The following is an 11,468-nucleotide window of genomic DNA, read 5'->3' on the forward strand; positions in this document are numbered from 1 at the left end:
CCCCCCCCCCACGGCGGCACTGGCGGCGGCGAACTCGTAAGACTGCCGGTCGCGGACCTTCACGTAGCTCGAGCGGCGGGCGGCGGCGGATCCCGGGATTTCGATGGCGGTGATCATCTCGCCCGGTTCGATCGCGTGTTCCTTCTGAGGCGTGGTGCCGGGCAGCAGGAAAAAGTCGTCGACCAAGACGCGGCGTTCTCCGAGATGGACCACCGCATCGAAGGCGACCAGCGCGGTGGCGAGGTCGCCGGGATACGTGGCGATGCAGGCCTCGCTGGTGCCGAGCACCGCATGGCCCCTGGTGACGCTGCCGATCGCCGAACAGCCGCTGCCGGGCTCGCGCTTGTTGCAGGCGGCAAAATTCGAGGGATCGCGGAAATAGGGGCAGCGTGTGCGCTGCATCAGATTGCCGCCGACGGTCGCCATGTTGCGGAGCTGCGCCGAAGCCGCCTGCCACAGCGCCTCCGAGACGGCGGGAAAGCCGCCCTTGATGCCGGCGTGGTCGGCGACATGGCTCATCCTGGCGAGCGCGCCGATGACGGCGCCGCGCTCGTCGATCTCGATGGTATCGAGCCCCTTGAGATGGCTGATGTCGACCAGGCTATCGGGCTCGGCGACGCCGCATTTGGCGAGGTCGATCAGCGTCGTGCCGCCGGCCAGCAGCATGGCGCCGGGCAGGGCGGCCGCTTGGCGTGCGGCGTCGACCGAGGCGGCGCGAAGATAGGAAAAATCCCTCATGACGCGGCCTCCAGCGCTGCCTGGCGCACGGCGGCGATGATGTGCGGATAGGCGCCGCAGCGGCAGAGATTGCCGGCCATGTATTCGCGGATCTCGTCATCGGAGCCGGCATGGCCTTCGCGGATGCAGGCGACCGCCGACATGATCTGGCCAGATGTGCAATAGCCGCACTGGAAGGCGTCCTGATCGAGGAAGGCAGCCTGCACGGGATGCAGTTCGCCCTCCCGTGCAAGCCCCTCTATGGTGGTGACGGTGCGGCCTTCGGCCTGTGCCGCCAGCGTCAGGCAAGCCAGCACGCGCTCGCCGTCGACATGCACCGTGCAGGCGCCGCACTGACCGTGGTCGCAGCCCTTCTTGGTGCCTGTCAGGCCGAGGCGGTCGCGCAAGGCGTCGAGCAGCGTGACGCGCGGTTCGAGGTCCAGCGTATGCGGCTGGCCGTTGATATCGAGATGGACGGGGATTGTGGTGTTCGTCATGGGCGTCTGGCTCCAGTTGCTTGACGCTGAGGGAAATGAAGTGGTGTCGGGGCGGGGAAGGGCAAGGCGCAATGTGGTCAGCTTGGCCGATCTCCCCCCGCGGGGGGAGATTACGCTCTTCGGCGCCTTCACCAATCCCTGACGAATATCGGCCTTGGCTTGCAAGCTTTCAGCACGTGACATACCGGTTCCCCTGATTATATGATAAAGGTGCTCCACTAAAGCGGAGGTGCCTCCGTTTATTACGTGGGGGCTGACCCGATGGGGTTCAAGCCCCATATTTCGACAGTGGAGAAAAAATTGGCCGCAGAGCCGTCCGCCATCCCCGACCAGAAGACCGCAGAGGCCAAGCCGCTGCGCGCCGACGCGCAGCGCAACCGCGACCGGCTGGTCGAGGTGGCGGCGTCGGTCTTCGCCGAGCGCGGGATCGACGCCTCGCTGGAGGAGATCGCGCGCCGCGCGGGCGTCGGCATCGGCACGCTCTACCGGCATTTCCCGACACGCGAGCACCTGGTCGAGGTGGTCTACCGCCGCGAGGTGGAGGGGCTGTGCGCGGCCGCCGGCGAACTGGCGGCAAAGCATCCGTCCGACGTGGCGCTGGAAGAATGGATGCGGCGCTTCGTCGACTATATCGCCACCAAGCGAGGGCTTGCGACCAGCCTGCGGATCCTGTTGACGGCGAATGCCAATCTCTATTCCGACACGTCGGGTCGGGTCTCGGCGGCGTTGCGGCAATTGGTCGAGGCGGCGGTGGCCGAGGGCACCATCCGTGGCGATGTCGACGCGTCCGACGTGCTGCACGCGCTGGGCGGCATCTATTCGGCGCCCGACACCCCGGATTGGCGCGATCGCTCGCGCCGGCTGGTCCGGCTGCTGATGGACGGATTGCGGTTCGGCGCCGCCAAGGCTAGGTGAGGGCGACTGGAGACTGGCCTGCGGCTAGCGGGCACGTCCGCGATTTGGGGGCATCTTATGTATGTGGGCCGTTCCTACAAGGTGATGGATTTCGCGCTCTGGTCGCGGCGCAGCGTCATCTACATGGTGGTGGTGAGCGGACTGGCGGTGGCCGCCTACCGTTTTCCCGGACTTGCCGGGTTCTCGGTGCCGTGGTCTGTCGTGCTGGTGCTCGGCACCACGGTGTCACTGGTTGCGGGCTTCAAGAATTCGCAGGTGTTTACCCGCAGCGGTGAAGCGCTGCAGGCCTTTGCGCAAATCACGGCCAGCAGCCGGTTGTGGTCCAATTTCTGCAGGGACTTCACCGACGCCCCGACAGCGAAGCAACTCATCTATCGCCACATCGCCTGGATGACGGCGCTGCGTTTCGCGCTGCGGCGGCCGATGCCATGGGAATCCATGGCGCGGGCCGCCAATATCGAATACCGGCGGCGTTACCATGTCCAGGAGGATACGGGCTCGATCACCGACGAATTGCGGCCGTTGCTAGCCGAGCAGACCGGGGGCGTCCTGAAATCGCCCCGCCCGGCGATCGCCTTGCTCGAAATGCAATCGGTGCAGGTCAACGGCTTGTTCAAGGACGCCAAAATTCCTCCGCAGATCTATGGCGAACTGACAAAACTCATCCGCGACTTCCACGACCAGCAGGCGCGCTGCGACCGCATCAAGAACAATCCCTATCCCCGCCAATACGCCATCGTCAGTTCCATGTTCGTCATGATCTTCTGCACGCTGTTGCCGTTCGGCGTCGTTCCGGTCTTCGCCGAGATGGGCAAATTCGGCGGCGCGCTGGGCTCGATCGCGATCTGGCTGACGATCCCGTTCAGCACGCTGCTGGGCTGGGCATACATGTCGCTCGACCAGGTCGGCGAGAGCAGCGCCAACCCTTTCGAGGGCAACGCCAACGATGTGCCGATCTCGCAGATCTGCCGCGACATAGAGATCGAAATGCGGACCGGGCTCGGCGAGATCGACCTTCCCGCGCCATTGCTGCCTGTCAACGACATCGCGACGTAAGGCCAGTGCCTCACGGCGATAAGCGCGAACCGCCCGGGCGTCATTGGCGATGTGTTTCGCCCCGGGCGGCGCGTCGGCGCCGCCGTCGAAGCGTCAGGTCTTTTCGGGCGTGCACCAGGGGCAGACCTTGGCGGGTTGCGACGGCTCGTCGCCGCGCCGTGTCGGCTCCGCCTCGATCGGCTCCCGTGTGTCGGGACCGTGCGTCTCACTCGTCCGTGTCATGGTTCTTCTCCTTGATGGGTTGCATCGGCGATTCAAGCTGCTTGCGCAATGCTCTGTTTTTGCAGAGTTTTCTCCAAGCGCTTTGCTTTCTCCCGGCCCGCCTGCCTGTTGGAAATCACGCGCAGCCAAGGCGCCAGATGGAAGGCGCTCATCAGCAGGTACATGGCCGGCATGCCGGTGAGCGGCGAAGAGGTGCCCATGCACAGCATCGCCGCATCGCCGCCGAAGATGCCGGCCAGCAGCGCCATCAGGGCGAAGATCGGCGCTGCGGCGAGGCCCAGCCAGTCGGCGATGCCGAGGCGGGCCGCGTCCTGATCGGGACAGCGGCGGGCGTCTGTATGGATGTCGCTCATGTCTTTCTCCTCGGTTGCGCATTGGCGCAAGCCCGGAAAGCAGCAGCAGTTCTGGGAAAGCTGCCACCTTGTGAAGAGCGTCCGGCCGCGCTTGCGTGGAGCCGGCGCTCTAGCCAGGCTCTACTGGACGTCCTTGTTGCGGAACGCCGCCTCGCCGGCAGCAGACACTTCGTCCCATTTCCTGTCCGGCGCGGTGTCTGCGTCGTAATTGTCGCTCCAGTTCCACCATTTGTAGGTCGGGGTCTGCGGATAGCCTTCGGGCGAGTCCTCCCAGACCTCCTGGCGGCCGAGCGGCGTGGCGTCGAGGTAGCTCCAGACGGTGCCCATCGCCTCGTCGCCGCGGTTGTTGATCAGATAGGTGCGGAAGATGCGGTCCCCGTCGCGGATGAAGACGTTGTGGCCGTGCCATTCGTCGACGCCGAAATCTTTGTCGAAGCTGTCGGTGATGGTGTACCAGGGCATTGCCCAGCCCATCCGCTTCTTCAACCGCGCAATGTCGGCCTGCGGCGCGCGCGAGGCGTAGGCCAGCGTGGTGTCGCGGGCGTTGAGATGGGCGAGGTTGGAGACCTGGTCGGCACCCAGCGAGCAGCCGCGGCAGGCGTGATCGGGCCAGCCATACACACCCGGCTCGAAGAAGGCGCGGTAGACGATCAGCTGGCGGCGGCCCTCGAACAGGTCGAGCAGGCTCGCTTTTCCGTTGGGGCCTTCGAACGTGTAATCCTTCTCGACGGCCATCCACGGCATGCGCCGGCGCTCGGCGGCCAGTGCGTCCTTGGCGCGGAGCGTCGCCTTCTCCTTTACGAGCAACTGCTGGCGCGCCGCCTCCCATGCTTGCTGGGAAACGATCGGCGGTGTGTGCATTTGCTTGGTCATGGCTTTTGCCTCGCTGTTCCGGTTTGATGTGACGCGACTGACATAGCGCCGGACAGCGGGATGGTGAGAGTTACAAGTGTGGCGGGATTCGCCGTGGCGGGATTTTTTTGATGGATTCGCTGATCACGGCCGCGGGGCTGTTGCTGGCGGCGGGTGACCCGCTCGGCGCGCTCGACCGCGTGGCGTTGCGCGAGGACGCGCCGGCGCTGGCGCTGCGCGGCATCGCCATGGCGCAGCTCGGCGATCTCGACCGGGCCAGGGCTCTGCTGCGGCGGGCGGGGCGCACCTTCGGGCCGAGGGAAGCGGTGGCGCGCGCCAGATGCGTCATCGCCGAAGCCGAGATCGCGCTGGTTTCGCGCGACCTCGGCTGGCCGGCCAAGGCGCTCGACGCGGCGCGGGCGACGCTGGAAAAGCAAGGCGACCGGCTGAACGCCGCGCATGCGCGGCACCTGGAAGTGCGATTCCTGTTGCTGATCGGCCGTCTCGACGAGGCCGAGCAGGTGCTGGCCGGGCTCGATGCGACGCCGTTTCCGCCGGCTTCGCGGGCCGCGCACGAGCTGGTCGTCGCCGGCATCGCCATGCGGCGCCTCAGGACGAAGACCGCGCGCGCGGCACTCGAGCGGGCCCGCCACGCCGCATGGCGGGCCGGCATTCCCGGACTGATGGCCGAGGTCGACAGCGCGTTCCGGGTGCTGGCAACGCCGGCGGCGCGGCTGATCGCGAACGGCCAGGAGCATCCGCTGCTGCTCGAGGAAGTCGAGACCTTGCAGGCATCGGAAGCGCTGGTGGTCGACGGTCTTCGTTATGCCGTGCGCAGACAGGAGGCGCGGGCCTCTCTGGCGACGCGCCCGGTGCTGTTTGCGCTGGCGCGCGCGTTGGCCGAGGCCTGGCCCGGCGACATGCCGCGTGCGGCGCTCATCGCCAGGGCCTTCGGCGGCAGGCACGCCGATGAATCGCATCGCGCCCGGCTGCGGGTCGAGATCGGCCGGCTGCGCGCCGAGCTGCGCGGGCTGGCCGACATCCAGGCGACGAAGCGCGGTTTTTCGCTGGCGCCGAAACGGGGCGGCGAAGTGGTGGTGCTGGCGCGGCCTCTCGAGGAGCGGCATGCGGCAGTGCTCGCCTTCCTCGCCGACGGCGAAGCCTGGTCGAGCTCGGCACTGGCGCTGGCGCTCGCATCCAGCCAGCGCAGCGTGCAGCGCGCGCTGGAGCAGCTTGCCGAGACCGGCAAGGTGCAATGGTTCGGCCGCGGCCGGGCGCGCCGCTGGATGACGCCGCCGGTGGCGGGTTTCACGACCACCTTGTTACTCCCGGCGCCGTTGCCGAGCGGCTAGGAATGGATCACACGATCAAAAGGTGAGGATGAAGACATGAAACATGCGGCGGCCGAAATCCTGCGTGAATACGGCCCCTTTGCGGGCGTGGACAGCGTGCATGGGGTGAGCTTCGATGGGCAGAACGTCTGGTTTGCCTCGGGCAAGGGGCTCACCGCCTTCGACCCGGAGAGCGGGCAGGCGGTGCGCTCGATCGATGTCGCCGCCCATGCCGGGACGGCCTATGATGGCCAGTACCTCTACCAACTCGCCAAGGACCGGATCCAGAAGATCGATCCCGGCACCGGCGCGGTGCTGTCCACCATTCCGGCGCCCGGCGGCGGCGGCGATTCCGGCCTCACCTGGGCCGAGGGCACGTTGTGGGTGGGGCAGAACCGCCAGCGCAAGATCCACCAGATCGATCCCGAGACCGGGGCGGTCCTGCGCGTCATCGAATCCAACCGCTTCGTCACCGGCGTGACCTGGGTCGATGGCGAGTTGTGGCACGGCACCTGGGAAGGCGATCAGAGCGACCTGCGGCGCGTCGATCCCGAGACCGGAGAGGTGCTGGAACGGCTCGACATGCCGCCCGGCAAGGGCGTGTCGGGGCTCGAATCCGACGGCGGCGACCGCTTCTTCTGCGGCGGCGGCCCGGGCGGCGTGGTGAGGACCGTGCGCCGACCGAAATGAGGGCTAATCTTCGCGGTGAGCTCAAATGCCAACGAAAGCGACAAGAGCATCGTCTGTGTCGATCACACATTCGGCAATTTGTCCGCCGCCGGCTGGCCGTTGCCCGATGCCGGGCCTAGATAGGCTGGACCATCTTCGCAGAGGACCAGACCATGCCTGAACAGATTTCGTTGAACGACGGCTCGACCATTCCCCGGCTCGGCCTTGGCGTGTGGCAAGTCGATCCCGCTATCACCGCCAAGGTGGTGGGTTGGGGGATCAAGGCCGGCTACAGGCTGATCGACACCGCCGAAGGCTACCAGAACGAGAAGGGCGTCGGGGAGGCGATCCGGGGCGCGGGCGTGCCGAGGGGCGAGCTGTTCATCACCTCGAAGCTGCGCAACGGCGCGCACCAGCGCGATGCCGCATTGCGCGCCTTCGAGGATACGATGGACAAGCTCGGTATCGAACAGATCGACCTGTTCCTCATCCACTGGCCGGTGCCCAGCCAGGACAAATATGTCGAGGCCTGGCAGACATTGGTCGAGCTGCAGAAAGCCGGCCGGATCAAATCGGTCGGCGTGTCGAATTTCAACCGGGATCACCTGGAGCGCATCATCGGCGAAACCGGCGTCACGCCAGCCGTCAACCAGATCGAGCTGCATCCGCGTTTCCAGCAGCGCGAGATCAGGGAGTTCCATGCCCGGCACAACATCCACACCGAAAGCTGGAGCCCGCTCGGCAGCGGCAGGCTGCTCAGCGACGCGACCATAGCAGGCATCGCCGCAAAGCACGGCAAGTCCGCGGCGCAGACGATGATCCGCTGGCATCTCCAGGAAGGGCTGATCGTCATCCCGAAATCGGTCCACCAGGACCGCATATCGGCCAATTTCGACGTCTTCGATTTCGAACTGGACGCGCAGGACCTGAAGGCCATCCGCGGCATGGATTCAGCCGATGGCCGCGTCGGGCCGAACCCTGCGACGGCGGCGTTCTTGTTTTGAGGCCACCAACGTTTTTACTCTACGGCGCCCCCCTCTGTCCTGCCGGACATCTCCCCCACGAGGGGGGAGATCGGCTGTCGTGAATGCTTTCGCCAATTTTCAACTTTGAAAAATGTGGCGCTGGAGCCAAAGCTGCCAATCTCCCCCCTTGTGGGGGAGATGCCCGGCAGGGCAGAGGGGGGCGCTGTCCCGCCAGCCTGTCAGGGCGCGTCTGCCAAACCAGCCGCGATAACGATATGCTGGCAGACATTGTCTATGTCGCGGATGACATCGTCATTCCAGAAGCGCAAGACGATCCAGCCATCCTGTTCCAAGCGTTTGGTTCTGGCCTCGTCAGCATTGGCAAGACCCGGGTCGCCATGTTGTGAACCGTCGACCTCTGCAATCAGCTTTTTCTCCGGGCAGGCGAAGTCTACGATGTAGCCGGCGATGGGGAATTGCCTGCGAAAGCCAGGCCCATCAGCCTATGCGCACGCAGCTCGTTCCAGAGCTTTAGTTCGGCATCGGTCATGATCCTGCGCATCGATTTCGCGTTAGCGCGGTGTCTTGGGGGCAAGGGTGTGTGTGGCATGGTGTGAGAGGCTTGATGCTGAAGTTGGTCACCAACGTTTTTACTCTACGGCGCCACCCTCTGTCCTGCCGGACATCTCCCCCACAAGGGGGGAGATTGGCAGCTTTGGCTCCGGCGCTACATTCTTCAACGTTGAAGATTGGCGAAAGCATTCGCGACAGCCGATCTCCCCCCTTGTGGGGGAGATGCCCGGCAGGGCAGAGGGGGGCTGTCCCGCCGGCGTCTCAGGAGATCAGCAGCTTCAGTGCCTCAAATCCCCGAGCCGTCCAGCTGCTGGGCGTCGTCGCCTTCCCAGGGCGAGGGCATGGAGGCGCGGGCGAGGTTGGCCGAGGGCATCGGCATCCAGCATTTCAGCTCGGGCTCGGCATATTCGACGATGCGGCCGGGCGAGGAGTCCGACGCGCGCCAGCCTTCTTCGCCGAACTGGTCGCCATCCGACCAATAGGCGAGGTCGACTTCCGCCGGCCCCTGCTCGGACGGCCGGACCGTGACGAGGATCCGGCTGCCGTCCTTGGGCGCGCTTGACATGTGGCGCCAGCGGTCGGGCTCATCCATCGCTCATCCTCCTCGAGATACATTGCCATGCTTCGAGAGGGATAGTCGCCTCGCGTCCGGAAGCGGTCAACCCGGACTTTTCGCAAAACCGGTCCTTGCGGTCGCGACCGCATTGTCGGATTCGATCGGCGCTATCCGTCCTTGGCGTGCATGCCGAACAAGGAGCGAGGCGATGGCGAGTGACAAGGTCGGGCCGAAACCGCACGGGGCGGACGCGGAGATGAAACTGTTCTTCAGCCGCAACCCCAATCCGCGCCTGGGACTCGCGGTGGCCCGTCACCTCGGGGCGAAGGTCGCGTTCGAATTCGCTTCGCCTATGGCGCCGGGGCAGGCGGAGCGGTTCCGCCCGCTCAATCCCAATCTTTCCCTGCCCTTGCTGGCCTGGCCTGGAGGGAGCCTCTGGGAAGCGGACGCCATAGCCTGCCGGCTTTCGCGCGACATGGGTTCGGATTTCTGGCGCGCGGGCGACGACGAACCCGAGATGATCCGTTGGCTGAGCTGGGGCAAGGAAGAGTTCGTCAGGGCCTGTGACATCGTGCATTTCGAGCGCGGCACCAAGCAGCGCTATGGCATCGGTCCGATCGACGCGGAAAAGGTCGCGGAGGGACTGGAACAGTTCCACAGGACGGCGCTGATCCTCGAGGCGGCACTTGGCCGGCGGCCATGGCTGGCCGGGACTTCGGTTTCCTATGCCGATTTCCGCATGGCGACGTTCCTGCCCTTCAACGACGCCGCCCGCTTGCCGCTCGGCGACTATCCCGAGATCGAGCGCTGGTATCGCCGGCTCGAAGAGATCGAGGCCTGGCGCGATCCGTTCCAGGGGCTGGACGCGCCCGCATTGGCGCCGGTCCCCGGACGGTGATGCCCGCGTGTGAGACGACGCGGGAGCGGCCGACCAGGCTTCAGGATTTGATTCGCGATTCCGCTTCAACTGCTTGTTTTCACGTGCATCCGAAACGATTGGGCGCTTGTCATGCGATCGTTCAGCCGGTCCGAGGTTCGCATCAGGCAGGCAGCATTCGCACAACTGTGCGCAACGCCCAACCGGCGGCCATCGGCGCTCGACGCTTTGCAATCGGATTGATAAGTCCCTCTGCGAAGGAGCGGCTGAGTCTGACATGACCGTTGCGATCGAGATGGGACAGACGACCGCCGGCGCGCCGGCGGCGCTGGACCTTGAGGAACTGCTGGCGACGCGGCTTTTGGTGCAGGGCAATTCGGGCTCCGGCAAATCTCATTTGTTGCGCCGGCTGCTGGAGCAGAGCGCGCCCTGGGTGCAGCAGACCATCATCGACCCCGAAGGCGACTTCGTGTCGCTGGGCGAACGCTTCGGCCATCTGGTGATCGATGCCGAGGAACATACCGAGCGCGGGTTGCAGAGCGCCGGCGAGCGGGCGCGCATCCACCGCGTCTCCACGGTGCTCAATCTCGAAGGGCTCGACGCCGAGAACCAGATGCGGCGCGCCGCCGCCTTCCTCGGCGGGCTGTTCGAGGTGGCGCGCGACCATTGGTATCCCATGCTGGTGGTGGTGGACGAGGCGCAGCTTTTCGCGCCGGCGGTGGCCGGCGAGGTTTCCGACGAAGCGAGAAAGCTTTCGCTCGGCGCCATGACCAATCTGATGTGCCGCGGGCGCAAGCGCGGGCTTGCCGGCATCATCGCCACGCAGCGCCTTGCCAAGCTTGCCAAGAATGTCGCGGCGGAGGCTTCCAATTTCCTCATGGGCCGCACCTTCCTCGACATCGACATGGCGCGCGCGGCCGATCTGCTTGGCATGGAGCGGCGGCAGGCGGAGGCCTTTCGCGACCTGGAACGCGGACACTTCATGGCGCTGGGCCCGGCGCTGTCGCGCCGTCCGCTCGGCCTGCGCATCGGGCCGACGGATACGAGCCCGCGCAACGGTACGCCGCGGCTGATGCCGCTGCCGGAAGCGGCATTGGAGGACGCCCGCGCGATCATCCTGGCGGCACCGCCGCCGGAGGCCGTGCGGCCGCAGCGGCGGGTGACATCGCCGGACCTGCTCGACCAATTGATGGCGGCGAAGTCGGCGGCGCTGGAGATCCGCCCCGAACCGGCCGAGCCGGCGCCCAGCGCCGAGGACCTGGCGGAGCGGCGCGAGCGGATGGACCGCATCCTGCGCGCCATCCTGGCGGAGCCCGATGCGGGCTTCCGCGTCATCGGCGTGCTCTACCAGGAGTTCGTGGTGCGCTGCCGCATCGAGGGACTGGCCTCGGTCGTGCCCGATCTGCAGGAGTTTCGCCGCATGCTGACGCGCGCCCGCGCCGGCGTCGGCTCCGATATGGCCGAGGACGATGCGTGGCGCGACGTCTCCGTGCGCGCTTCGCTGCTACCCGAGGACATGCAGGGCGTGTTCATGATGATCGCCCGCGCGGCCAAGGAAGGCTGGCCTTGCCCGAGCGACGCCGCGATCGCCCGCGCCTATGGCTCGCACTCCATGCGCCGCGCCCGGCGCCTGCTCACCTATATCGAAGAGCAGGGCCTGATCGTGTGCCAGCTCGACGGTACCGGCCGGCGCACCGTCACGCTGGTGGAACTCGCCTGGGCGACGGCGCCGGGCGACCCAAATGCGGCGCCGGGCGACCGCAACGCGGCGCCGGGCGATCCCAATACCGAGGAGACGGAGCAGGGTAGCCTGGCGCTGTGATCAATGCATGCGCGCGGCACGGTTGCGGTTTTCCACTGGAACATAACGAGAACATGTGATACT

Annotated in this window: 13 protein-coding genes and 1 pseudogene; 7 read left to right on the forward strand and 7 right to left on the reverse strand. The window is 66.3% G+C overall.

Features of this window, described 5'->3' with window-relative positions; genetic code table 11:
• Both LB541_RS19770 and LB541_RS19775 read right to left on the reverse strand, forming a co-directional pair.
• The coding region (locus LB541_RS19770; protein ID WP_224619408.1) for an FAD binding domain-containing protein at positions 1–738 on the reverse strand (738 nt) is incomplete at its 3' end.
• Complete coding sequence (locus LB541_RS19775) at positions 735–1,214, reverse strand: (2Fe-2S)-binding protein (protein ID WP_140516079.1); 480 nt, start codon at positions 1,212–1,214, stop codon at positions 735–737. The genes LB541_RS19770 and LB541_RS19775, both read right to left, overlap by 4 nt.
• A 300-nt stretch (positions 1,215–1,514) precedes the next feature.
• Between LB541_RS19775 and LB541_RS19780 the strand changes: the two genes are divergently transcribed.
• Together LB541_RS19780 and LB541_RS19785 are read left to right on the forward strand one after the other, a co-directional pair.
• The gene (locus LB541_RS19780) at positions 1,515–2,129 is read left to right on the forward strand and encodes a TetR/AcrR family transcriptional regulator (protein ID WP_140500115.1); all 615 of its coding nucleotides are present in this window, start codon (positions 1,515–1,517) and stop codon (positions 2,127–2,129) included.
• A gap of 57 nt (positions 2,130–2,186) precedes the next feature.
• The gene (locus tag LB541_RS19785; protein ID WP_140500113.1) at positions 2,187–3,185 is read left to right on the forward strand and encodes a bestrophin family protein; all 999 of its coding nucleotides are present in this window, start codon (positions 2,187–2,189) and stop codon (positions 3,183–3,185) included.
• 93 nt (positions 3,186–3,278) lie between these two features.
• Here LB541_RS19785 and LB541_RS28545 read toward each other — a convergent pair whose 3' ends face one another.
• The 3 genes from LB541_RS28545 to LB541_RS19795 form a co-directional block, all read right to left on the reverse strand.
• Complete coding sequence (locus LB541_RS28545) at positions 3,279–3,407, reverse strand: hypothetical protein (protein ID WP_263488156.1); 129 nt, start codon at positions 3,405–3,407, stop codon at positions 3,279–3,281.
• Between the two features lie 32 nt (positions 3,408–3,439).
• Positions 3,440–3,760, reverse strand: coding sequence for a hypothetical protein (locus tag LB541_RS19790; protein WP_140759739.1), 321 nt, complete (start codon positions 3,758–3,760; stop codon positions 3,440–3,442).
• A gap of 120 nt (positions 3,761–3,880) precedes the next feature.
• The gene (locus LB541_RS19795; RefSeq protein ID WP_140671010.1) at positions 3,881–4,633 is read right to left on the reverse strand and encodes a DUF899 domain-containing protein; all 753 of its coding nucleotides are present in this window, start codon (positions 4,631–4,633) and stop codon (positions 3,881–3,883) included.
• A gap of 110 nt (positions 4,634–4,743) precedes the next feature.
• Between LB541_RS19795 and LB541_RS19800 the strand changes: the two genes are divergently transcribed.
• The 3 genes from LB541_RS19800 (at position 4,744) to LB541_RS19810 (ending at position 7,616) form a co-directional block, all read left to right on the forward strand.
• Positions 4,744–5,964, forward strand: coding sequence for a helix-turn-helix domain-containing protein (locus LB541_RS19800; protein WP_140728439.1), 1,221 nt, complete (start codon positions 4,744–4,746; stop codon positions 5,962–5,964).
• Between the two features lie 36 nt (positions 5,965–6,000).
• Positions 6,001–6,633 (forward strand): PQQ-binding-like beta-propeller repeat protein, encoded by a 633-nt coding sequence (locus tag LB541_RS19805; protein ID WP_140556448.1) that lies wholly within the window; start codon positions 6,001–6,003, stop codon positions 6,631–6,633.
• Positions 6,634–6,785: 152 nt separating this feature from the next.
• On the forward strand, positions 6,786–7,616 hold the full coding sequence (locus tag LB541_RS19810) for an aldo/keto reductase (RefSeq protein ID WP_140500104.1): 831 nt from the start codon (positions 6,786–6,788) through the stop codon (positions 7,614–7,616).
• 200 nt (positions 7,617–7,816) lie between these two features.
• Here the strand turns inward: LB541_RS19810 and LB541_RS19820 are convergent.
• A pseudogene (locus tag LB541_RS19820) lies at positions 7,817–8,187 on the reverse strand (endonuclease domain-containing protein).
• 249 nt (positions 8,188–8,436) lie between these two features.
• Complete coding sequence (locus LB541_RS19830) at positions 8,437–8,742, reverse strand: hypothetical protein (protein ID WP_140500102.1); 306 nt, start codon at positions 8,740–8,742, stop codon at positions 8,437–8,439.
• A gap of 220 nt (positions 8,743–8,962) precedes the next feature.
• Between LB541_RS19830 and LB541_RS19835 the strand changes: the two genes are divergently transcribed.
• Positions 8,963–9,604 (forward strand): glutathione S-transferase family protein, encoded by a 642-nt coding sequence (locus tag LB541_RS19835; protein WP_140568083.1) that lies wholly within the window; start codon positions 8,963–8,965, stop codon positions 9,602–9,604.
• Positions 9,605–9,860: 256 nt separating this feature from the next.
• Positions 9,861–11,405, forward strand: coding sequence for an ATP-binding protein (locus LB541_RS19840; protein WP_224619410.1), 1,545 nt, complete (start codon positions 9,861–9,863; stop codon positions 11,403–11,405).
• Positions 11,406–11,468: the final 63 nt, after the last annotated feature.

It is taken from the genome of Mesorhizobium sp. BR1-1-15 (assembly GCF_020165475.1).
Classification (GTDB): domain Bacteria; phylum Pseudomonadota; class Alphaproteobacteria; order Rhizobiales; family Rhizobiaceae; genus Mesorhizobium.